The 22,383-nt window shown below is 61.5% G+C and carries 24 protein-coding genes and 1 rRNA gene; 9 read left to right on the forward strand and 16 right to left on the reverse strand.

Going from position 1 to position 22,383, the window contains the following annotated elements:
- Nucleotides 1–232: 232 nt before the first annotated feature.
- The 4 genes from CCOY_RS11490 to CCOY_RS11505 all read right to left on the reverse strand — a co-directional run bounded on the left by CCOY_RS11490 (nucleotide 233) and on the right by CCOY_RS11505 (nucleotide 4,438).
- Nucleotides 233–1,749 (reverse strand): 16S ribosomal RNA (locus CCOY_RS11490).
- Nucleotides 1,750–2,310: 561 nt separating this feature from the next.
- The gene (locus CCOY_RS11495; protein WP_092100926.1) at nucleotides 2,311–3,309 is read right to left on the reverse strand and encodes a hypothetical protein; all 999 of its coding nucleotides are present in this window, start codon (nucleotides 3,307–3,309) and stop codon (nucleotides 2,311–2,313) included.
- Nucleotides 3,309–4,067 carry an ATP-binding cassette domain-containing protein gene (locus tag CCOY_RS11500; RefSeq protein WP_092100928.1) on the reverse strand — a complete coding sequence of 253 codons (759 nt, stop codon included), beginning with the start codon at nucleotides 4,065–4,067 and terminating at the stop codon, nucleotides 3,309–3,311. Before CCOY_RS11500 ends, CCOY_RS11495 begins: the two co-directional genes overlap by 1 nt.
- Nucleotides 4,064–4,438, reverse strand: coding sequence for a GntR family transcriptional regulator (locus tag CCOY_RS11505; protein WP_070614166.1), 375 nt, complete (start codon nucleotides 4,436–4,438; stop codon nucleotides 4,064–4,066). The genes CCOY_RS11500 and CCOY_RS11505 overlap by 4 nt, the downstream gene beginning before the upstream one ends.
- A gap of 172 nt (nucleotides 4,439–4,610) precedes the next feature.
- On the opposite strand from CCOY_RS11505, the gene CCOY_RS11510 reads away from it, so the two are divergent.
- Nucleotides 4,611–6,056 (forward strand): NYN domain-containing protein, encoded by a 1,446-nt coding sequence (locus CCOY_RS11510; RefSeq protein WP_092100930.1) that lies wholly within the window; start codon nucleotides 4,611–4,613, stop codon nucleotides 6,054–6,056.
- A gap of 354 nt (nucleotides 6,057–6,410) precedes the next feature.
- Here CCOY_RS11510 and CCOY_RS11515 read toward each other — a convergent pair whose 3' ends face one another.
- Nucleotides 6,411–7,367, reverse strand: coding sequence for a PspA/IM30 family protein (locus CCOY_RS11515; protein WP_092100932.1), 957 nt, complete (start codon nucleotides 7,365–7,367; stop codon nucleotides 6,411–6,413).
- Between the two features lie 100 nt (nucleotides 7,368–7,467).
- Nucleotides 7,468–7,839 (reverse strand): thioredoxin, encoded by a 372-nt coding sequence (gene trxA, locus CCOY_RS11520; protein ID WP_070568433.1) that lies wholly within the window; start codon nucleotides 7,837–7,839, stop codon nucleotides 7,468–7,470.
- 116 nt (nucleotides 7,840–7,955) lie between these two features.
- Between trxA and CCOY_RS11525 the strand changes: the two genes are divergently transcribed.
- From CCOY_RS11525 to CCOY_RS11550, 6 genes are read left to right on the forward strand one after another with little or no spacing between them, the layout of a single operon-like run.
- The gene (locus tag CCOY_RS11525) at nucleotides 7,956–8,156 is read left to right on the forward strand and encodes a hypothetical protein (RefSeq protein ID WP_092100934.1); all 201 of its coding nucleotides are present in this window, start codon (nucleotides 7,956–7,958) and stop codon (nucleotides 8,154–8,156) included.
- Between the two features lie 27 nt (nucleotides 8,157–8,183).
- On the forward strand, nucleotides 8,184–8,384 hold the full coding sequence (locus CCOY_RS11530; RefSeq protein ID WP_092100936.1) for a heavy-metal-associated domain-containing protein: 201 nt from the start codon (nucleotides 8,184–8,186) through the stop codon (nucleotides 8,382–8,384).
- A gap of 33 nt (nucleotides 8,385–8,417) precedes the next feature.
- A complete protein-coding gene (locus CCOY_RS11535) occupies nucleotides 8,418–10,613 on the forward strand; it encodes a heavy metal translocating P-type ATPase (RefSeq protein WP_092100938.1) in 2,196 nt (731 codons plus the stop codon).
- 57 nt (nucleotides 10,614–10,670) lie between these two features.
- Nucleotides 10,671–11,255 carry a TetR/AcrR family transcriptional regulator gene (locus CCOY_RS11540; RefSeq protein WP_092100940.1) on the forward strand — a complete coding sequence of 195 codons (585 nt, stop codon included), beginning with the start codon at nucleotides 10,671–10,673 and terminating at the stop codon, nucleotides 11,253–11,255.
- Between the two features lie 40 nt (nucleotides 11,256–11,295).
- Entirely contained in the window at nucleotides 11,296–12,609 is a 1,314-nt protein-coding gene (locus tag CCOY_RS11545) for an MFS transporter (protein ID WP_070484985.1), read from the forward strand.
- Between the two features lie 54 nt (nucleotides 12,610–12,663).
- On the forward strand, nucleotides 12,664–13,254 hold the full coding sequence (locus CCOY_RS11550; protein ID WP_070450682.1) for a hypothetical protein: 591 nt from the start codon (nucleotides 12,664–12,666) through the stop codon (nucleotides 13,252–13,254).
- Here the strand turns inward: CCOY_RS11550 and dnaB are convergent, their stop codons facing one another.
- On the reverse strand, nucleotides 13,255–14,781 hold the full coding sequence (dnaB, locus tag CCOY_RS11555) for a replicative DNA helicase (RefSeq protein ID WP_070450684.1): 1,527 nt from the start codon (nucleotides 14,779–14,781) through the stop codon (nucleotides 13,255–13,257).
- Nucleotides 14,782–15,174: 393 nt separating this feature from the next.
- On the opposite strand from dnaB, the gene CCOY_RS11560 reads away from it, so the two are divergent.
- Nucleotides 15,175–15,591 carry a hypothetical protein gene (locus CCOY_RS11560; protein ID WP_070422048.1) on the forward strand — a complete coding sequence of 139 codons (417 nt, stop codon included), beginning with the start codon at nucleotides 15,175–15,177 and terminating at the stop codon, nucleotides 15,589–15,591.
- On the opposite strand, the gene CCOY_RS11565 is transcribed toward CCOY_RS11560, so the two are convergent.
- Entirely contained in the window at nucleotides 15,562–17,622 is a 2,061-nt protein-coding gene (locus CCOY_RS11565) for a RecQ family ATP-dependent DNA helicase (RefSeq protein WP_092100942.1), read from the reverse strand. The genes CCOY_RS11560 and CCOY_RS11565 overlap by 30 nt on opposite strands.
- A gap of 63 nt (nucleotides 17,623–17,685) precedes the next feature.
- Between CCOY_RS11565 and CCOY_RS11570 the strand changes: the two genes are divergently transcribed.
- Entirely contained in the window at nucleotides 17,686–17,808 is a 123-nt protein-coding gene (locus CCOY_RS11570) for a hypothetical protein (protein WP_256365573.1), read from the forward strand.
- On the opposite strand, the gene CCOY_RS11575 is transcribed toward CCOY_RS11570, so the two are convergent.
- From CCOY_RS11575 to rpsF, 8 genes are all read right to left on the reverse strand, one after another.
- On the reverse strand, nucleotides 17,805–18,482 hold the full coding sequence (locus CCOY_RS11575) for an AAA family ATPase (protein ID WP_092100945.1): 678 nt from the start codon (nucleotides 18,480–18,482) through the stop codon (nucleotides 17,805–17,807). The two genes, CCOY_RS11570 and CCOY_RS11575, sit on opposite strands and share 4 nt — an antisense overlap.
- Nucleotides 18,479–19,165, reverse strand: a complete 687-nt coding sequence (locus CCOY_RS11580) for an AAA family ATPase (protein WP_070614176.1) — start codon at nucleotides 19,163–19,165, stop codon at nucleotides 18,479–18,481. Before CCOY_RS11580 ends, CCOY_RS11575 begins: the two co-directional genes overlap by 4 nt.
- A gap of 4 nt (nucleotides 19,166–19,169) precedes the next feature.
- On the reverse strand, nucleotides 19,170–19,580 hold the full coding sequence (locus CCOY_RS12175; protein WP_083284750.1) for a type II toxin-antitoxin system VapC family toxin: 411 nt from the start codon (nucleotides 19,578–19,580) through the stop codon (nucleotides 19,170–19,172).
- Nucleotides 19,577–19,885: an antitoxin gene (locus CCOY_RS11585; RefSeq protein ID WP_141739352.1), complete on the reverse strand. Its 309-nt coding sequence runs from the start codon at nucleotides 19,883–19,885 to the stop codon at nucleotides 19,577–19,579. Before CCOY_RS11585 ends, CCOY_RS12175 begins: the two co-directional genes overlap by 4 nt.
- Nucleotides 19,886–19,954: 69 nt before the next feature.
- Nucleotides 19,955–20,719, reverse strand: a complete 765-nt coding sequence (locus CCOY_RS11590) for a chymotrypsin family serine protease (RefSeq protein WP_092100946.1) — start codon at nucleotides 20,717–20,719, stop codon at nucleotides 19,955–19,957.
- A gap of 135 nt (nucleotides 20,720–20,854) precedes the next feature.
- Entirely contained in the window at nucleotides 20,855–21,307 is a 453-nt protein-coding gene (rplI, locus tag CCOY_RS11595; RefSeq protein ID WP_070422053.1) for a 50S ribosomal protein L9, read from the reverse strand.
- 48 nt (nucleotides 21,308–21,355) lie between these two features.
- Nucleotides 21,356–21,982, reverse strand: coding sequence for a single-stranded DNA-binding protein (locus CCOY_RS11600; RefSeq protein WP_070422054.1), 627 nt, complete (start codon nucleotides 21,980–21,982; stop codon nucleotides 21,356–21,358).
- Between the two features lie 52 nt (nucleotides 21,983–22,034).
- Nucleotides 22,035–22,331 (reverse strand): 30S ribosomal protein S6, encoded by a 297-nt coding sequence (rpsF, locus tag CCOY_RS11605; protein ID WP_070422055.1) that lies wholly within the window; start codon nucleotides 22,329–22,331, stop codon nucleotides 22,035–22,037.
- Between the last annotated feature and the right edge of the window lie 52 nt (nucleotides 22,332–22,383).

A 22,383-nucleotide genomic window follows, 5' to 3' on the forward strand; every position in this document is an offset into this window, starting at 1 on the left:
CACCCAACAGCATGCCAACACACCATCAATTTCATTGCTGCAAACACGCACTTGATATCCATGCACCCAAGCGTGCACACCCCACAACCACACCCCATACTCACATAAGCATGAAAACCATGGTTGGGTGTGTCTCCACCCGGACATTTTCAAAACAAACTGGTGGCAGTACCACACTCGGGTACTCAACCACCACACCCACAACTGTGGGCGAAAAATAAAAGCTCCTTAGAAAGGAGGTGATCCAGCCGCACCTTCCGGTACGGCTACCTTGTTACGACTTCGTCCCAATCGCCGATCCCACCTTCGACAGCTCCCATGACAGGCCACTGGCTTCGGGTGTTACCAACTTTCATGACGTGACGGGCGGTGTGTACAAGGCCCGGGAACGTATTCACCGCAGCGTTGCTGATCTGCGATTACTAGCGACTCCGACTTCATGGGGTCGAGTTGCAGACCCCAATCCGAACTAAGGCCGGCTTTCAGCGATTAGCACACCCTCACAGGCTCGCAAACGCGTTGTACCGACCATTGTAGCATGTGTGAAGCCCTGGACATAAGGGGCATGATGATTTGACGTCATCCCCACCTTCCTCCGAGTTAACCCCGGCAGTCTCTCATGAGTCCCCACCATCACGTGCTGGCAACATAAGACAAGGGTTGCGCTCGTTGCGGGACTTAACCCAACATCTCACGACACGAGCTGACGACAACCATGCACCACCTGTACACCAACCACAAAGGGAAAGACCATCTCTGGCCCGGTCTGGTGTATGTCAAGCCCAGGTAAGGTTCTTCGCGTTGCATCGAATTAATCCACATGCTCCGCCGCTTGTGCGGGCCCCCGTCAATTCCTTTGAGTTTTAGCCTTGCGGCCGTACTCCCCAGGCGGGGCGCTTAATGCGTTAGCTACGGCACGAACCCCGTGGAAGGGACTCACACCTAGCGCCCACCGTTTACGGCATGGACTACCAGGGTATCTAATCCTGTTCGCTCCCCATGCTTTCGCTCCTCAGCGTCAGTTACTGCCCAGAGACCTGCCTTCGCCATCGGTGTTCCTCCTGATATCTGCGCATTCCACCGCTACACCAGGAATTCCAGTCTCCCCTACAGCACTCAAGTTATGCCCGTATCGCCTGCAGTCCCGCAGTTAAGCTGCGGGCTTACACAAACGACGCGACAAACCACCTACGAGCTCTTTACGCCCAGTAATTCCGGACAACGCTCGCACCCTACGTATTACCGCGGCTGCTGGCACGTAGTTAGCCGGTGCTTCTTCTCTAGGTACCGTCACATAACGCTTCGTCCCTAGCGAAAGGAGTTTACAACCCGAAGGCCGTCATCCCCCACGCGGCGTCGCTGCATCAGGCTTGCGCCCATTGTGCAATATTCCCCACTGCTGCCTCCCGTAGGAGTCTGGGCCGTATCTCAGTCCCAATGTGGCCGTACACCCTCTCAGGCCGGCTACCCGTCGACGCCTTGGTAGGCCATTACCCCACCAACAAGCTGATAGGCCGCGAGCTCATCCCACACCGAAAAAACTTTCCACCACAACCTCCAAGAAGTGGTCCTATCCGGTATTAGACCCAGTTTCCCAGGCTTATCCCGAAGTGCGGGGCAGATCACCCACGTGTTACTCACCCGTTCGCCACTCGAGTACCCCTGCAAGCAGGAGCCTTTCCGTTCGACTTGCATGTGTTAAGCACGCCGCCAGCGTTCATCCTGAGCCAGGATCAAACTCTCCACAAAAAATGTTTCAGCAGAAACAGGCCGTGAAAAGCCCAATACCTAACCAAAAACAAACCAACCAACACCACAACACCAAAAAGCACTGCAATGCTGGACTGGCACAAAAATAAAAAATCCAAAAATTACCGGAAGCCAAAAACTTCCAACCAACCCCCACCCTGACGGGGCAAAAACAAGGGTTGGCAACATGCATCATGCACTCACAAATGAAGCACACCACACAGATGATCAGGCAATCAATGGTTCACCCGACCACCACCGGCACACACCAAACAAGGCATGCACACCATGGCACACAACACCAAGCACACAACAACAAAAAATGCATTGGCACACTATCGAGTTCTCAAACAACACCAGCACACTCAAACACACCCACACAACAGCGCAGATAAGTCCGAAGTGACTTGAAATGATATTGGTCCGCGATTGTTTTCCTGCCCGCCACACAAACCAGAGAACCTTGATCGCTCTCCAGCGGGGCGTTGTCGGTCTCGCTGACTGGGATTAAGTTACACACACCCAAACAACAACACAAATCACCAGCGTAGAGCGTGTTTTCTAAGCGTCTTTAAATCCTTGTTTTGGGTTAATCACGCCAAAAACGAACAACGCCTGCAAAACCAGGCCGATCAAGAACATCAAACCCGCGATGGCCAGCGCGTATGCGACTTGGGCGGGGTGGGGATCGTCGATAAGCAATGTGTCTTTGACCGCGAAGAACAGGAACATCGCAGGGATGAGACCAACGTCTGTGCGCCACACCTTCAGCGGTGCGCCGAGCACAGCACTGGCGAGGCCCGCTGCCCCCAGAGCAAGAATCGCCCTCAGACCGATTGGCGCGACCAGCAGCAACACCGCCATATAGAGCGCAACCGATGCCAGGGCGGCACCCCAATACAGGACCAGCCAGCGGCGCCGGGGAACGCCGAAACTCATCATCGACGTCGCCCCGAGAACGCCTGTGCCGGCGCTGCAATAGACCATGGCCCAGACGAGGATCGGCAGGCTCACGAGGAACTGGGCGAGAGGCTCGCTGCTCACCACATTCGCAAGGTAGAGCAAAAGACTATGCGCAACCGCGATGCCTGCTGCCCACAACAGTTGTGGCTTGAAAATCACCTCGAAGATGAACCCTCCCCGGCCGATTCGGCCACGCACCGCGCGCCGATCCTCGTCGTTGGTCGCCTCGACGTAGCGCGTGCCTATCAGCAGGCCAGCGACCACCGCAAAGAGCGCGCCGAGCAGGCCAACCCAATCGGGCCGCGCCGCCAGCGCCACGCCAACCCCGCACAACACCGCCGGCACCACCCCAAAGGCCGCAAGTTTCACAGCGCGCGAGCGCGGCACACCGAACGCGGTATAGGCAGTCTCCTCCTGCTGCAACGCGACAAGTACAAGCACCGTGACCATGCTGGGGAGGAATGCGGCAGAAAGCGCACTATCCACAACAAACGGTCCAAACGCCATGACGGCGATCAACGGCACCATCCACAGCAGCCGCTTCAGCGGCGAGGCAACAAACTGGTGGCGAAAGAATCCGAGAAGCGTGGTGTTCATTACGACACCTCCAACACGTGCTCGATGAGGTCGTCGAACTTGGCGGCGCGGGCATGGCGCGGGGCGTCGTCGAGAGGAACAAGCTCGGGGCCAGCAACAGCGAACGCGTCCGCATCCTCCGGAACACATTGCTTTGCGACGACCCCATCACGCCCCAGAATCACCGCACTGTCCAGTACTTTCGCGGCGTCTTCGATGTGGTGTGTGGCCATGACGATCGTGCGCCCCGTGTCCGCCTGCGCCAACAGGTGGCGGTAGAAAACCTGGGTGTTGTGGGTGTCGAGGCCGACGTAGGGCTCGTCGAGAAGCAAAAGCTCCGTGCCGGATGCGAGGCCGATGACGATGGAAACCATGGCGCGCTGCCCGCGAGAGAGTTTCTCGTAACGGGTGCCCAGGGCGGGATCCAAGGCGAAGTCGGCGATGAGTGTGTCCGCGATGGTTTGGTTCCAACCGCGGAAGCGCAAGCGCGCTCCCTTGTTCACGTCTGCAGCGGACCACCAGCCGGGGTACGCGGTATCGACGCCGGTCAGGCAAGTATTGTCCATCACCCGGGCGTTGTCGAAGGGGCGCTGCCCGAAGACCTCAACGGTGCCGTCCGTGGGTTTCAGCTGGCCGGCAAGGATGCGCAGCAGGGTGGATTTGCCCACGCCGTTGCGGCCGAGCAAGCCGTGGATACCGGGGCCGAGGTCCAGGTCGACGCCGTTGAGCACTTGCGTGCTGCCGAAGCGATGCGTGAGGCCAGCGGTGTGGATTGTCATCGGTACAGTCCTCTACTTTCTGCGACGCGGTCGATGAGGTCGTGGAGGTCGGCGCGGGAGTAGCCGAGGTGGACGGCTTCGTCGATAAGCGGTGCGATGTATTGGCCGGCAAACGCCTCGCGGCGAGTGGCCAGGATGCGCTCGCGGGCGCCGTCGGTGACGAACATGCCGAGGCCGCGGCGCTTTTCCAACACGTTGTCGCTCACAAGCAAAGCCAGCCCCTTGCGCGCAGTGGCGGGGTTGATTTCGTGGAACTGCGCCAACTGATTCGTCGAAGGGGCCTGATCGCCGGGCTTGAGGGAGCCGTCGACGATGAGGTCCTCCACAAAACTGGCGATCTGCACGAATAACGGCTCCGCATCAGTATTCACGACGCCTCCATTCGCCTCATTGGTTAGTTACTCGAGTAACCAACTAACTAACACGGGTTCAGGTGGAGTGCAACCAAAAAACAGAAAAAGAACATGGAGAACCCGCGCAAAATCAGGCAAGATGGGCCGTGAAAATCAACTTAGCAACGAAAAGAATCGGAATTTAGGAGCCATGCTTGAACGCACACTGGTGTTCGTCGACACGTCTTACCTGCTCGCGAGCTTTTACAATTCGTGGGAAATCGGCGCAAGAGCCCAACTAGAAATCGACCTCCCCGAGGTAGTCAACACCCTCGGGAACATGATCACCGACCAACTCAACCAACCCATCCATAGGCAACTCTGGTACGACGGCATCCCCGACTCCGGGCCCCACCGCTACCAACGCGCACTGCGCACCTGCGACGGCGTGCAACTCCGCACCGGCCAACTCATCGAATGGGGCGAACGACGCACCCAAAAAGGCGTTGACACCCGCCTCGTCGCCGACCTCGTGGTCAACGGCCTGAGCGAAAAATTCACCGACTTCGTCCTCGTCTCCGGCGACGCAGACATGATCCCCGGCGTCGAAGAAGTCACCCGCACCGGCACCCGCGTACACCTCTACGGATTCGGGTGGGACTCCATGTCCTCCGCACTGCGCCACGCATGCGACAGCACCACCATTCTCGACCCGCGCGAGGACTTCTCCAACGCCATGCGCCTGCAAGTCCTCGAAGGCCCCCTGCCGCCGACCATCCGGGAGCGCCCGCTTAACGACGCCGCGCCCCTCGACGAAGCCGACGGCCCGACCTCCGTCCCAGGCCTTGGCCCCGAGCCGCTCAGCGCCGAATGCGCCAACGCCGAAGCAGAGAAACAGGAAGAGAAGACGGGTGCTGGCGATGGTTCGGGTGCCGGTGCTGATGCGTCGCAGGGTTCGGCGGAGAGTTCGGCGGAGGGCTCCAAGACCTCTGAGGCCGAGACCACCGAAGCCAAGCCTGCTGCACCTGCCTCGTCTGCTGCACCTGCAGCGCCGAAGCCTTCCGACATTGTCGGTGCTCCGGTTGCCCAGCAGCGCACGCACGAACCCGACGAGCCGGAACTCGACGAGCCTTCCGAGGCACAGGTCGAGGCCAACAACGAGTCCAACAAACCCGGCAACAAGCAGGTCTCCAGCGAACAACGCCCGGCTGCCACTCCGGCGCCGACGCCGGCCGCAAAGACAAGCCCTTCGGATACCGACTCGTCCGCCGACTCAACCAAGGCGGAGGATTCCGCGCCGCAGCAGGGACCGAAGCCGGCACCGAAGCCGTCGATGATGGCGCCGCGCCGCAAGCTTCGCTCCCGCTACGTCCCGCTCCCGGAGGAGGTGTGGACGTCCGCCGGCTTCCAAACCCCCTACGACGTGGGACAACAGTACGCATCATGGTGGTTTGAAAACGCCGCCACCATGGAGCAGCGCGACAGCGCACACCTGCTCTCGGGCGGTGGGTTGCCTCCGGAGATCGATAGGCCACTGCTGCAGTTCGCCTGCGAAACCCTCCACGAGTACACGCTGACTGAAACCCAGCGCGTCAATCTTCGCGACGGGTTCCACTCCGGCATCCGCGGTGTCCTGATCAACATCCGCCGCAGCTAGTCGCTTTACGACGACACCGGGGCCGCCAACCACCTTGCGGCCCCGTTTTTGCGTTGCTTGCCCTGCGCTTCTCTTCTGCTTCCGGCGCCTCCCCGTCTGCCCCCCTTTCTCGAAATAGTTCCCCGCGCGGGAACTTTCTTCGGTTTCCGGCACCTTTGCCGCGACATTTCCCCAGGTCGGCAGTTCTAGACACTCGTGGTCGGACAAAATAGTTCCCGGATTCAGCGTGAACCTGGGAACTTTTTTGCGGCTGCCCCTGGCACTGACAAATATTGCAAAATTTGTCAGGCCGGATTTCTGTCCAGGCCAGATACCGGTGGCTGACAGATTACGGCGGAATGTGTCAGGAAAGGCCTAGCGCTCGGCGCCAGAGTCGGTCTCGGCGTCAGTGTCGGCATCAGCCTTAGCGTCAGCATCCGACTCGGCGTCGCGGAGGTAGGCCTCGGCGTCGCCGATGGTGTCGTCGGCAGCGCCCGCCGCTTCGGCAGCGCCAGTGTCGGCAGTCTCAGCAGAATCGGCAGCGTCCCCCTCGGAGCCGGCTTCGAGCTGGCGGTCGGCTGCGGAAGCAGAAGCACCCGAACCGGCCTCGAGCTCGCCGCCCATGGAGGCACGGATCTCGGCGAGACGGTTGGAGGCGGCCGCATCGGAAGAGCCGGACTCGATTTCGGCGATGCGATCGTTCATGGAGTCCTTCATCAACTCCTGCTGGCCAAGTGCGTTGGCGTAGCGCCGTTCGATTTTGTCGCGTACGCCGTCGAGGGTGGGCACGTCGTCAGTATTGAACTGGTTCATCGTGTCCATGGTGCGGGCCGTGTGCTCCTGCATCTTGGCCTGGTTGAGCTGGGACTCAAGCTGGGAAACCTGGGCCAGTTGCTCCTGCAGGCGGGCCTCGGACTGCTTCTGCTTTTGCTGTGCTTCCTTGGCGGCGTGGTCGGCGGAGGCGTAGGACTGCTTGGTTTGCTCAAGTTCCTGCTCGACGGACACCAGTTGGGTGGCGATGACCTCGGCGGTGGAGTTGAACTGTTGGGCCTTTTCGGTGTCGCCAGCGGCGGTGGCCTTGTCGGCAGCCTGGAGGGCGGTGCGGGCCTTGGCCTGCAGGTCGTCCTGGGACTTAATCAGGCGGTCGAGTTTCATCTGCAGCTGGTTGCGGTTGCCGATGATGTTGGCGGCCTGCTGGGTGATGTCTTGGTGCTGCTTCTTCGCGGCTGCGATGGCCTGTTGGATTTGCACCTTCGGGTCGGCATTCTCGTCGATTTTGGTGTCGAAAGACTGCATAAGGTACTTCCAGCCTTTGGTAAACGGGTTCGCCATGGTTGGGTCCTTTCGGTGTTTGTCGGTTTGGGTGCGTCGTCGTTAGGCAAGTGTACGCATGAAAAAAGCGCCCGGCAGGCGGGCGCTTGGGGGGTGAGGTCTAGTTTTCCTCGGTGTTTTGGGCTGCGATCTGACGGCGAACCTCGTCCATATCGAGGGCCTTGACCTGGCTAATCACGTCTTCGAAGGCGGCCGGCGGAAGGGCGCCAGCTTGCTGCCAAATCATGATTCCGTCGCGGAATGCCATCAGGGTAGGAATTGCCTGAATCTCAAGTGCGGCTGCGAGCTGCTGGTTCGCCTCGGTGTCGAGTTTGGCAAACGTCACGTCGGTGTGGGTCTCGGATGCCTTTTCGTAGGTTGGGGCGAACTGGCGACAGGGGCCGCACCAGGAGGCCCATGCGTCGACAAAGACGATGCCGTCCTGAGTGACGGTTTGCTCAAACGTGTCCTCGGTTACATCAATGGTGCTCAACGTTTCGCTCCTTGTTGCGTTGGGTTATCCTTTTGGGGTTGTGTCACATACAACGCGAAGAGTTTTGTCGTATTCCCACCCGTGTTGGGGACGCTTTAAGGAGGCGCTCACCAGTCATGACGAAGACCTATAAGATTTCGGGTCCTGATGACGAAGTGGCTGTTGCTTCCCTTGCAGATGAGCTTTCTCTGGTGCAGGGTGCGCATGAGGTGGACATCAATATTGAGGACGGCGTCTTGACTGTTGTCGGGTTCACGTTCACTGATGAGGATGTCCGGTTGGCTGCGGTGAACGCAGGCTACGAGTTACATTTTTGACCTATAACACCGTTTGAGGAGGCTGCGATGGCTGAGCGTACGTTCCAGGTTGAGGGCATGACCTGCGGACATTGCGAGTTGAGTGTGCAGGAGGAGGTCGGCGAGATCGCTGGTGTCACCGGTGTGAAGGCTGACCACAAGACTGGCAATGTTGTCGTGGAGGGCGAGGGCTACTCCGACGCGGATATTGCTGCTGCAGTTGAGGAAGCGGGCTACAAGCTGGCCTAAACGGGGATTTCGTCACGGGTATATGGTGGGGCCATGACTCAACCTCCAGTGGCGTTGCAACATATTGAGCTCGGCGTAACGGGGATGACCTGTTCGTCGTGCTCTTCGCGTATTCAGCGCAAGTTGAACAAGCTTGATGGCGTTGATGCGTCGGTAAATTACTCCACCGAGACTGCGACTGTTTCGTTTGATCCGTCGTCGACGTCGACGCAGTTGCTTATCGACGAAGTCCGCGCCGCCGGCTACGACGCCTTTGAAATGGGTGACGAAAACGGTGGGGAAGCCGGTGAGGACGGGGGGTCGTCGACAAGCAATGCTCTCGATGAGGCGCGCGATGAAGAGGCCGAGTATTTAAAGCGCACGACGATTTGGTCGGCGCTGGTGTCGCTGCCGGTGATGCTGGTGAGCATGATCCACGGGCTGCAGTTCCCGAATTGGGAGTTTGCGGCGCTGGCTGCGACGACGCTGGTGTTTTTCTCCGCGGGCAGTGTGTTCCACCGTGCGACGTGGGTGAATCTGAAGCACGGCGCGATGACCATGGACACGCTGATCACGCTGGGTACGTCGGCGGCGTACCTGTGGTCGATTTGGGCACTGTTTGTTGGTGGCCCAGGCGAACCGGTGTACCTCGAGACCGCGTGTGTCGTGATCACGTTCCTGCTCTTGGGTAGGTGGTTTGAGACGCGCGCGAAAGGGCAGTCCTCGGAAGCGCTGCGCGAACTGCTGAGCATGGGCGCCAAGGACGCGGCGGTGATCCGCGGGGATAAAGAGGTCCGGGTGCCGATCTCGCAGGTAGTTGTGGGGGATCGTTTCGTGGTTCGCCCTGGTGAGAAGGTGGCCACGGATGGGCGTGTGATCTCGGGGCATTCAGCTATCGACGAATCCATGCTGACCGGCGAGTCCGTCCCGGTGGAGGTCGGCGAGGGCTCGATGGTCACCGGCGCGACCCTGAACACGTCGGGACGTCTGGTGGTGGAGGCCACCCGTGTCGGCTCGGAAACGACGCTGGCGCAGATGGGGCAGCTGGTCAAGGACGCGCAGGCTGGCAAGGCGCCGGTGGAGCGTCTGGTGGACCGGATCTCGCAGGTGTTTGTGCCGACGGTTGTTGTGGTTTCCCTGATCACGCTGGTGGGGCACCTGCTGGTGGGCCATGCGGTGGAGGACGCGTTTACGGCGGCGGTGGCGGTGTTGATCATCGCCTGCCCGTGCGCGTTGGGCCTGGCCACGCCGACGGCGATCTTGGTGGGTACCGGCCGTGGCGCCCAGATGGGGTTGTTGATTAAGGGCCCGGATGTGCTGGAATCCACACGCCAGGTGGACACGGTGGTGATGGATAAGACCGGCACGGTGACCACTGGTCAGATGGGTGTGGCTGATGTGCTGCCTGGCCCGGGCTACGAGGCCGATGAGGTGCTGCGCCTGGCTGCCGGTGTGGAGGCGGGTTCCGAGCACCCGATCGCACAGGCGATTGTGGAGGCCGCCGATGAGGTTCCTGAGGCAACCGGATTTGAGAATTTGCCAGGTCAGGGGGCTTCTGCGCGTATCGACGACACCCTCGTCCGCGTCGGCCGCCCCACCGGAGAGCTTGGTGCCCTGGCGGATGCGTTCACGGAGGCCGAGCAGCGCGGCGCGACCGCGGTTGCCGTGGAGGTCGACGGTGTTGTGGCCGGTGTGATCGCGGTGCGCGACACGGTGAAGGAGGACTCGCGCGATGCCGTCGCACGCCTGCGCGACTTGGGGATGACCCCTCACCTGCTCACTGGCGACAACCAGGGCGCAGCGGAGGCGGTGGCGGCTGAGGTGGGGATCGATCCCGCAAACGTCACCGCTGGCGTGCTGCCGGAGGACAAGGTCAACGTGGTCAAACGGCTGCAGGACTCGGGTCACCGGGTGGCTATGATCGGCGACGGTGTCAACGACGCCGCCGCCCTCGCCCAAGCGGACCTTGGTATGGCGATGGGAGCCGGCACCGACGTGGCCATTGAGGCGTCCGACATTACGTTGATGCATTCCTCGCTACGTTCCGCCGTGGACGCAATCCGCCTGTCGCGCAAAACGTTGAAGACCATCAAGGGCAACCTGTTCTGGGCGTTCGCCTACAACGTGCTGCTCATTCCGGTGGCTGCGCTGGGCTTCTTGGACCCGATGCTTGCCGGAATTGCGATGGCCTTCTCGTCAGTATTTGTGGTGTCCAACTCGCTGCGCCTGCGCGCGTTCAAGTCGGAATAGTGAAGTGCGACTACCTGCTGAAATAAAGTACATGCAACAAGGTGTTCGACTTATTAAGTGAAACATTACGTTCGACTTGATGTCTTTTCAGACGTGAGACAGGACGCCGCCGACAACCGATACGCCATCGTCACCGCAGCTAGACAGTTGCTTGTGGACGAAGGGCCACACGTGTCCATGCGCACTATCGCCGGAGCTGCCAAAGTCGGAGTCGCAACGGTGACGCGCCACTTCCCGGAGCGCACGGACCTGTACGACGCCGTGAGCGAACAAACCTTGAACGACATTGTTCAGATCCTCGACGATCACTCCGTCGAATTCACGGTAGATACGCGAAAGGCTTGGCGCGACACCATCCATGCAATCGGCAACCTAGGGCTTGCGGCTATCGCTCAGGGATCCGCCGAAAAGCGTGCTGCGGAAGTGCGGGAGATCTACGACGGGCTCCTCGCTCCCGCGAAGCGAGCCAAGCTCTGTCCCGCAGACCTGGATCCGTTGGAGTTGCACTTCTCGCTTGGCATTGTGAGCCGACCGCTGCCTGCCCCAGCGCCTGACGTCATCCGCTGGGATAGCATGACGCACAAAATGATCGACACGCTACTCGACGGCTGGGAAGCTCAAGCACACTCAGCTGAATATTAAGTTCCGAGTTTTCGCAGGCCACGGCCTAAACTCCCCCTGCATGAACACTGATCAACAGCTCACGCGCACTGAGCGCCTCGACCGCCTTCCTGTCACCCCGAAACACAAACGCCTGCTTGTCGGCTCCGGCATTGGCTGGGCGCTGGACGCGATGGACATCGGCTTGGTGTCGTTCATCATCGCAGCACTCGCCATCCACTGGGATCTAGACAAGACCACGACGAGTTGGATCGCGTCGGTTGGGTTTATCGGTATGGCGATCGGCGCGTCGCTCGGCGGGTTGCTCGCCGACAAGATCGGACGCCGCCAGGTGTTCGCCGCGACGCTGCTGCTCTACGGGTTGGCCACGGGCGCGTCGGCGCTGGCGTGGTCGGTCGCGTCGCTGATCGTGTTCCGCTTCCTGGTGGGCTTGGGCCTCGGCGCGGAACTTCCCGTTGCGTCCACACTGGTCAGCGAGTTTTCTCCACGTAAGGTGCGCGGGCGCATGGTGGTGCTGCTCGAAGCGTTTTGGGCGGTGGGTTGGATTCTGGCGGCGGTGATCGGCACGTTTGTCGTCGCTAATGGCGAGACCGGTTGGCGCTGGGGCTTCGCCATCGGCGCGCTACCCGCCCTGTACGCGATCGTGGTGCGCCTGGGCCTGCCGGAATCGGTGCGCTTCCTGGAATCCAAGGGCCGCCACGACGAGGCTGAGGAGATCGTGCGCTCCTTCGAGGCGGAGGCCGACCCCGCAAACTACGACACCACCGTGCCTGCACAGGAGGAGCCGATCCAAGGTGGCATCTGGGGCGCTGCTTTGCGACGACGCACCGCCGCCTTCTGGACCGTCTGGTTCTGCGTGTCGCTGTCCTACTACGGCGCCTTCATCTGGATCCCATCCCTGCTGGTGGAGCAGGGTTTCTCGCTCGTGCGGTCATTCACGTTCACGCTGATTATCACGCTTGCGCAGTTGCCGGGCTACGCGGTTGCCGCCTGGCTCATCGAGGTCTGGGGGCGCAGGACGACCCTGTCCGTGTTCCTCGCAGGGTCTGCGGTCTCCGCGTTCGGCTTCGGCATGGCGAGTGCCGAGTGGCAGATCATCCTCGCGGGCTGCCTGCTGTCGTTCTTCAATCTCGGCGCATGGGGCGCGCTGTACGCGATCGGCCCGGAGCTCTACCCCACCGCGATCCGCGCGACCGGCACCGGCGCGGGTGCCGCGTTCGGCCGCATCGGTTCGATCCTCGCCCCGCTCGTGGTCCCGCCGGTGCTGGCGTTCGGCGGCTCGACCGCAGTGTTCGGCGTGTTTGCCGCAGCGTTCCTGCTGGCGTGCGTCGCTGCGTTTACGTTGCCGGAGCAAAAGGGAGTTGCGCTTGCCTAGCGACGACACCACGTACCATCGCACTCATCCCCCGTTCCCGTGTTAAGGATTGCCATGCGTCGCGTACTCGCCCCCTTGTCTCTGCTGACCGCCTTGTTGCTCGCCGGTTGCGCGGGTGGGACCGGCGAGCCGGAGACCATCGTGGTCACCTCGACCGAAGTCGTCGACGCACCCGCACCTGAATCGGCGCCGGAGGCGAATCCCGAAACCGAGCCGGAATCCGAACCCGAGGCTGCACCAGCACCAGAGCAGCCCGCTGCCCCGCTAGCCGGAGCGTTCGAACTCGACCCGGCGTACAAAGGTCAGGTCGGCGGCAAGTGCGGCATGACACCCGACGGCGCGAAGATCTCAGTCGGCGACACCACCTCCTGCGACCTCGCGGCAGCGGCCTACCCACATGCGATTAACGCCACGTGGGCCTGGAGTAACAAACCAAACGTAACGTCGGTGCCGTTCACGAATATCTCCGGTGTACCCAGCCCCATCACCGGCGGTGCGTATGACCTGCGCTGCGCTGTCGGATCTTCGGGGCAGACGATGAGCTGCTACGGCCCGGACAACGACCCGTACATGACCTACGAGCTCGAGATGACCACAACGTGGCACCCGCGCATCAACATCGTTGGGGAGTACCCACACAACTAACTAACCGTGGGCCATGTTGACAAAGCGCGAGTAGTGCAGCTGGTGCGCCACCGGGATGGTGTCAATCGGGCCGCCACGGTGCTTGGCCACGATGATGTCGGCTTCGCCGGCGCGCTCGTCGTCACGATCCTGTGAGTCCGGGCGGTACAGCAGGAACACCATGTCGGCGTCCTGCTCCAGCGAGCCCGACTCACGCAGGTCAGCCAACTGCGGGCGCTTGTCGGTACGTGCTTCGGGGCCACGGTTGAGCTGCGAAATCGCAATGACCGGCACCTCGAGCTCCTTGGCCAACAGCTTGAGGTGGCGGGAGAACTCCGAGACCTCCTGCTGGCGGGACTCAACGCGCTTGCCGGAGCTCATCAGCTGCAGGTAGTCCACCACAACCAGGTCCAGGCCGTGCTGCTGCTTGAGGCGGCGTGCCTTGGAGCGAATCTCCATCATGGTGAGGTTCGGGGAGTCGTCGATAAATAGCGGCGCATCCTGGATCTCCGTGAGGCGCTTGGTCAGCTTCTCCCAGTCGCGCTCCTCCATCTGGCCGGAACGCATCGCGGAAAGCTTGATCTCCGTCTCGGCGGAGAGCATGCGCATGATGATCTCGGAGGCACTCATTTCCAGCGAGAAGATCACGCTGGTTTTGCCCTGGTGGATCGAGCAGGAGCGCATGAAGTCCAGCGCTAGTGTCGACTTACCCACACCAGGACGTGCTGCGATGATGATCATCTGGCCGGCGTGAAGGCCGTTGGTGAGCTTGTCTAGGTCGATAAACCCAGTCGGCACGCCGGCCTCGAGGGCACCGCCGGATGCGATCATGGTCAGCTCGTCGATAGTTGGCTTGAGCAATTCCGAGAGCGGACGGTAATCCTCGCCCACGTTATTGCGGGAAATGGAGAACACCTTCTGCTGCGCATGGTCGACGAGCGCTTCGATCTCCATGCCCTCTTCGCCCTCGTAGCCCAACTGGACCACCTGGGTGCCGGCGTTAACCAGCTGGCGCAGGATCGACTTCTCTTCGACGATCTCCGCGTAGTAGCCGGCGTTCGCCGACGTCGGCACCTCAGAGATCAGCGTGTGCAGATACGGGGCGCCACCGACGCGCTCCAGTTCGTTGAGACGGTCCAAGCGTGCCGCGACAATGAGCACGTCGACGGAGCTTCCCTGGGAGAACAGGTCCAGAATCGCCTGGTAGATAAGCTGGTGCGCCGGGTGGTAAAAGTCATCCGGCCGCAGCCCGTCGGCCACGTCCAGGATCACGTCCGGGTTGAGCAGCATTGCGCCGAGGACGGAACGCTCCGCGCGCTCGTCGTGGGGTGGGGTGCGGTACTCCTGCTGGACGTCACCACGGTTGTTGCCGTACTTGTTGTAGCGCTTCTGGCCACCCTTGCCGTTGCCACCGAAGTTATCGCCGCCGGCGAAGCGGTTGGAGCCGCCAGTGTTTTGTTCGAAGTCGGCGAAGTCCCCAAAGTCGCCGTAGTCCGCTACCGGCTCCGGTGGTGGTACGTAGTCGTCGAAGCTGTCGTTCGCACCCATGTTTTCCCCTTTCACTGTGGCTATGACACTACCCTCTCCTCCGACATTTTCTAGACCCACCAGACGAGTTATCCACAGGGGCTGTGAAATCTTTCGACATTGTGCGGGTAGTTATTCACAAGTCATCCACCCAGCTTGTGGAGAACTTGTGTACAGCGACACCAAACCCGCAGGAACTTATCCCAAACGCGCAGGTCAAACGCTATTCATCCAAACCCCACGCTCCGGGTGTAGCCGGGGGATAACTTCTCACCACGGGGTTTGACAAAGCACATTTCAACAGTTTCGGACCCCTTTTTTGGCCCCTGCAGCCACGTGCCCAGGCACTTTGGATCCACACTTATCCACATCAATCACACGCCATGACAACTGTTCCGCAGTTACAGTGCATACATGGAAACACGAGGCATTCTTTGGATCTACGCCATCGCAATGGTGGTGTTCCCTGCGGCGTGGATAAGCCTGTTGCGCCTGATCGGCGGCGGCTGGGAGTTTCGGACTGCCACGGCGCTCTTCGGCACCTTCGAGGCCGCGACCACATTGCTCGCGCTGGGTGGTGCCACGTGGTTCACCGCCGCGGCGCGCGGTCGCAAGAAAATAGGCGCACTGGTCACGGTGTGGCTCGCAACCGCCTGCCTCGTCGTCGGCTGGGGCTCGATGGCCGTTGCGCATTGGGAGGAGTACCAGGCCGACATGGCGTTGCCGATCATCAACTTGTTCATGCTCCTCATCCCAGTCGGCACGGTGCTTGTCTTCGCCGCCGCCATCGCCGAGTCCGCATCACGCGCGCGAAGCAAACGCCAGCGGTAGCACCTCCACCCCGTACCGTTCCGCAAGGTCGGCTGCCGCAACCGTGACCGACCAACCGGAATCCACCTCCCCGGTCAGCAGCAGCACGGGGCCTGTCTCCACCTCGAGGCCCGTGTAGTCGTAGTACCGGTCAAGCCCGTTGACGCGAAACGCCGAGTTTCGTGCTTCTACCTCGCGCGATGGCGTATCGACGACCCCACCAAACCGCATCTGCCCCACCCTTGCCAGCGCTTCTGCGGTAGCCACGATCATCTCGTTTCGTGCCGGATCAGCATCGCCCAAAGCGACGACAGTGGTGGGGCGTTCCTCCCAGGCCCAGTCCGCGAGCACCGCCACGAACCGGCCCAGCCAGGCATCCTCACGCCAGTTGCTCAGCGGCCGGTAGGTGTTCGCCCGCAGCAGCTCTGCCAGGGCGGGACCGCGGGCGACGTCGTTGAGACGCCCCAACGCTTTGCCTTGCAGCACGCCCTTGATCTTGCCGCGGCGCGCGGAGCCGGTCGGCCACATTTTGCGTTGGGTAAGTTGGACGCCGGGGGCGCGCAGTTGTTCGTCCATACGCTGCGCCAACGCAGCGTCCACGTCCACTGGCAGGTGATTGCCGGTGCAGTTGTCGCAGCGCCCGCAACGCTCATCGGGCGCGAGAGTGGGGTCGTCGAGTTCACGACGTAGAAACGCTATGCGGCACCCGTCCGTGGCTTCGTAAGCCAGCATCAGGTCTTGTTCGCGCTTACGCGCTTCGGCGAGCCCGCCGTAGCGCTCGTGGTCATACTCCCAGGCAGCACCGGTGGACACCCAGCCGCCCTTCACGCGACGCACGGCGCCGTCGACGTCGAGAACCTTCAGGGCCTGGTCGATACGCGTACGGGAGAGGTCCACGAAGTTCTCCAGCCGAGGTGTGGAGAACGGCTCCTCGCTTAGCGCGCCGAGAAGTTGGCGCACCACGTGTTCCTCCGGCATGGACACGGACGCGAAGTAGTCCCACACGCGCTCGTCCTCAGGCCCGGGCAGCAACACGACCTCAGCGTGGTCGGTAGCACGCCCGGCGCGGCCGATCTGCTGGTAGTAACTCACTGGCGACGACGGCGCCCCCAGGTGCACAACAAACCCCAGGTCGGGTTTGTCGAAGCCCATGCCCAGCGCGGACGTAGCCACGAGCGCTTTGAGTTCGTTGTCGATCAGGGCGCGCTCGAGGCGTTCGCGCTCCTCCGCTTCGGTGCGTCCGGTGTACGCGGCGACGTTCCAGCCAGCGTTTTCGAGTGCCTCGGCGAGGTCGTGCGCAGCGGCGACGGTCAGGCAATAGATGATGCCGGAGCCGTTGACATAGGCGAGGTACTGCGCGATCCACGCCGCGCGCTGGGTTGGGTCCGGCAACTGCACCACGTTCAGCGCGAGCGACTCGCGGTCCAGCCCGCCACGCAGCACACCGGTGTTCTCGCCGAGTTGAGCCACAACGTCAGCCACCACACGGTCGTTCGCGGTCGCTGTCGTGGCGAGGACCGGGGTGGCCTCCGGGAGGTCGTCGATTAGCACCGCAATACGGCGATAATCGGGGCGGAAGTCGTGGCCCCAGTCCGAAATACAGTGCGCCTCGTCCACCACCAACATCCCCGCAGAACGCGCCAGTTGTGGAAGCACCTGCTCTCTAAAATCCGGCGCGTTGAGGCGCTCTGGGCTGATTAGCAGCAGGTCATAGTCGTTCAGGTGCGCTTGGATCTCGTCCCACTCCGTCATATTCGCGGAGTTGATCGTCGCCGCACGAATCCCCGCGCGCGCCGCCGACTCCACCTGGTTACGCATCAACGCCAACAGCGGCGACACAATGATCGACGGCCCCGCACCCGCCTCACGCAGCAACTTCGCCGCGATGAAGTACACCGCCGACTTACCCCAACCGGTGCGCTGCACGACAAGCATGCGTTTGCGCTGGTTCACTAACGCATCGATGGCGGTCCACTGGTCGTCGCGAAGCATGGCTTCGGGGCCCGCAATGCCTTTGAGAAGTTCGTCTGCTTGTGTGCGCGTCGCTGTCATGGCGCAACCCTATAACACCGCCACGACACGGCCCAGGCCTGCAGATACAGTAGTATCAGCGTCATGGAATCATTCGACGAGTCGGAAGTCGCGAGCTACGAGGAAACACGGCGACTTACGCACGCTGAGCTCGATCGTATTTTCAACGAGCGCGCTAACCTCATGGCGCGACTCAAGGACGCTTAACCAAACTCCCCTTCTGCCCAGTCCGCCATGAACTCGGCGATGCCGTGGGGGTCCGCGAGGAAGTCGCGCATCGCCCGAAACGCCAGCGTGTCCTCTGCGGCGAGGTTGCGCTCCACGCCGTCGTCGCTGATCTCGACGATCTCCGCACCCGGGATCGCCGCCACAATGGGCGAATGCGTGACGACGACTACCTGCGCCCCCACTTCACCCAACGCATGCAACTGCGCCAGTAGGGCCATTTGGGCGACGGGGGACAGGCCGGACTCGGGCTCGTCGAGAAGATACAGCGCGTTGGGGATCAGCCGCGATGTCAGTTCGAGGACCGATTCGCCGTGGGAGCGCCCGCCGAATTCGGTGATGCGCGTATGTGTTTCGCCGCGCAGGAAGTAGCCGACTTTCGCCCGCGGGCCGGTGGTCAGGGTGAGCACGCCGTAAAGCGGGTCGTGGGCGCCCGCCTTCTCCACACCCCACGTGCCGCCTTCCAACGTGAACCCCCAGGCCCGCGCCATTCCCTCCAGCAGCGTGGACTTGCCCACCCCGTTGCCGCCAGTAATCACCGTAATCGGCCGCCTAAAGGCAAACCCGAACTCGGCGACGTGCGCGATGGCCGGGGTCTCCACAGTCCACGGCGGTGCGGCTTGGGCGTCGACGTCGACGCGTTGGATGAACATCATGGTCCCACCAGGTAGCGGGCGGTGCCGGTTGGGTCGTTGATGAATTCGCGGGTGGCGGTGACGGGCTCGCAGTCGTCGAAAAGCACAGGCTCGAGGTCGGGAACATGCAGGATGCGGGCGTCTGGGATGGCAAGGAGCACAGGCGAATGCGTTGCGACGACCACCTGTGCCCCACGCCGCGCGAGCACCGTCAGCAGGCCGAGGAGTTCGAGTTGGGAGAAGATGGAGAGGCCGTCTTCGGGCTCGTCGAGAAGAATTAGCGAGTCCGGGCCGAAGCGGGTGCGCGCCAGGTCCATGATGCCCTGGCCGTGGCTGCGTCTGGTGAGGCCTACAAGCGGGTCGGCGGGCCCCAGGCTCTCGTGGTATTCCGCAAGGTCAAGGTATGTTTCGCCGCGCAGGAAGTAGACGTCGCGGGGGTTTTCGCGGCGCGTCAGCGTGAGCGAGCGGTGCAGGGCCGAATGGTCTGCGGCGGTAAAGCGCGCGTGGCGCGAACCGCCAGCAGCGTTGGCGCCCATGGCCACGGCGATCGCCTCGACGAGCGTGGATTTTCCGGAACCGTTATCGCCGGTCAACAGCGTGACCTGGCCTAACTCGAGCGGCGTTTGTTGGAGGGAGTGCACCACCGACAGATCACGCGCGTAGCCCTGGACAGGAGCATCAATGCGCACACGGGTAAGAAACATGGGGCTACCGCCAGTTCTCAATCTTCAAGCCGCCAACCCGTGAAAACTCTTTCTCGTTGGCGGTGACTAGGACTAAGTCTTGTCGGATCGCTTGGGCCGCAATCCATAGATCGTTAGCCCCAATCGGTAGCCCTCTATCTAGAAGATCTGCCCGAAGCCGTCCGTAAATCGATGCACATTCCTCATCGACTCCCAATATGCGTCTACCGTGTAGCAGTACCCTGTACGTCCGGTGCAGGATCTCTGGATTTACCGACCGCTGAATACCCGCTTCAATCTCACCGAGAACAACAGTAGAGAGCCATAGCTTTGAGCTCGCACATTCAGTTACTCGTTGGACAACCCGGGGTTGAGTTCCCCGTTCAATGTCGATCCAGACATTCGTGTCAAGAAGATATCCCATCGAATCGTTCATCCTCCGTGATCAGGGGAATGATCGAGGTTCGGCACTTCGTCGAGTGGGAGGTCTTCAATTTCCTCAATTAGTCCCTGCTCGAGGTTGTGTTCCTTCTGGAATTCACGAAGCCTGGCGACGACAAGTCCGAAATCCTCTTCCTCCGGCCTCAGAAGAAGCCCTTCCGGCACGGCTTCAATGGACACAGCCCCAGATGCAATGCGTAGTGCTGCAGGGATTCGCACTGCCTGGCTGTTCCCAGATTTAAAAACAGTCGTACGGATCGGACCGCTCACATTCGGTTCCTCTCGAATAGGTTCTGCCATGACACCCTCCACAGATCGATGTATATCCGCAACGATATACAGATTCGCGGTGTCCAGCAAGACCCTCTTTTACCGCAGACCTGCTGGCAGTGGCGTTGCGGCATCTGCCGCGACGAGGATCCCGTAGGCCGCGCCGGAGATGATCCCGACGATGTTGGTGCTGCCGTCCGGATTCACGGTGTACAGCGGGGAGCCCGAATCGCCCTGCAGCGACAGGATCATCACCGCGATCTCTCCGGTGCGCGGGTTCACGTTGAGCACCGGGCCGCAGGTACGGGACGTGCGTGCGCCGTCCTTGCACACGATCTGACCTTCGCGTACCGAGGTCACCGGCGCGCGCCCCGCCACACGCCGCGTGGGGTTGATGAACTGCGCGAACTGGCTCAGACCATGCAGCGCACCGATGAACGGAATATCGATGAAGCCGCCGCGCATCGCGTGGGCATCGGTGACATGGCGGTCCATGCGGAACCAGGCAACGTCCTTCAACTCGCCGCCGAGAGTGTTGTCGCCCTCGAGCTCGAAACCTGAATCCTGCAGGTTGCTCGCTACTGGGGTGCGCGCATCCGCTGCTAGCACCCGTACCGCGTGCGCCCCACCGATCGGGGCGAGGCAGTGCCCGGCGGTCACGCCGTACATCGCGCCGCTCCGGTACGCGATGGAGTTCAACGTGCAGCCGTATTTCTCCCCATCGCTGTACTCGATGCGAATGCTGTCACCCGCATACATGGCCAGCGCTTGGGCTGGGGTGGCTGCCATACCAAGCACGCCCGCTGCTGCGACAGTGAGGGACAAAACGGTGTTGCGCACCCGGCGCAGGCGGGAAGAGATCATGGCGAAGATTCTTCCACACTTTGGGTATGCAAAAAGCGCGGGCCCCACTCCTCACAAGTGGGACCCGCGCTACAAGTGCTGTTGTCGTTGGACTGCTGCGTGCTGTTCTGACGCGCAGTCGTCGTCAAGCGGTGCTTATGCGCTTACGACCTCGAAGTTCACCTTGCCCTCCACGTCGTCGTGGAGGTTAACCTTGACCTGGTAGCCACCGGTCTTGGTCACCAGGCCCTTAGGCACGGTGATGCGGCGCTTGTCCAGGTTCGGGCCGCCGGCAGCCTTGACGGCGTCGGCGATGTCGGCAGCCTTCACGGAGCCGAAGAGCTTGCCGTTGTTCGCAGTGCGAACGGCAACCTTGACGCCGGTGAGCTGGTCGAGCTGGTCGCGCAGCTCCTTGGCGTGATCCAGGTCGCGGACCTGGCGCTCAGCCTGAGCACGCTTAATGTCTTCAATCTGCTTCTCTGCGCCGCGGGTAGCCGGGATAGCCAGGCCGCGCGGGAGCAGGAAGTTGCGTCCGTAACCGTTCTTGACCTCGACGACCTCGCCAGGTTCGCCAAGCTTCTCGACGGCAGCGGTGAGGATCAGCTTCATAATCCTAACCTTCCTTATGGTGAAAAATGCTTGATGTGTGGTTGTCGTTTAGAACGGTGGCTCATCGCCCGCGCCACCGAAGCCACCGGCCTCGGGTGCGGAACCCCACGGATCATGTGCAGGCTGCTGGGGCTGGTTCTGGCCGCCTTGGCCCTGGCCCTGGGTTTGGCCGCCGAAGCCGCCACCCTGGTTACCTTGGCCGCCGCCGAAACCGCCCTGGTTAAAGCCGCCCTGCTGCTGGTTCTGGCCGCCGAAGCCGCCACCCTGGTTGCCCTGGCCGCCGCCGTAGCCGCCCTGCCCGCCCTCACGCGGGTTGCGGTTGACGTTAGCCGTGGCGTACTTCAGGGACGGGCCGACCTCATCGACCTCGACCTCGAACACAGTGCGGTTTTCGCCCTCTTTAGTTTGGTAGGAACGCTGCTTGAGCTTGCCGGTGACCACAACGCGCATGCCCTTGGTCAGGGACTCTGCGACGTTCTCGGCCATCTGGCGCCAGCAGTTACAGGTCAGAAACAGTGCTTCGCCATCCTCGAACTGGTTCGTCTCCCGGTTATACGTACGTGGGGTGGACGCGATGCGGAAGTTCGCAACCGCGGCACCGCTCGGGATGAAACGCAGTTCCGGGTCAGCAACCAAGTTGCCGACAACGGTAATCGGGGTATCGCCTTGAGCCATGTTTCGTGAACCTTCCTACCTGCTGATCGTGTGGTTGTAGAGCCTACCGGTCTTACTTATCGGTACGCAGAACCTTGGTACGAAGAACGTTGTCGTTCAGGTTCAGCAGACGGTCGAGCTCCTTGACCGTGTCAGCCTCGCAGTCGAGGTTCACAACGGCGTAGATGCCCTCTTCCTTCTTGTTGATCGGGTAAGCAAGACGCTTCTTGCCCCACACATCAACGTTCTCCACCTTGCCGTTGTCCTTGCGGACAGTCTCCAGGAACTTATCCAGGGACGGGGCAACGGTGCGCTCATCCTGCTGCGGATCGAGGATGATCATTACTTCGTAGTGACGCACGGACCTCATCACCTCCTATGGTCTTAGTCTGTTCGGCCATAACCCTTGTGGTCATGGCAGG

The organism is Corynebacterium coyleae (assembly GCF_030408635.1).
Lineage (GTDB): Bacteria > Actinomycetota > Actinomycetes > Mycobacteriales > Mycobacteriaceae > Corynebacterium > Corynebacterium coyleae.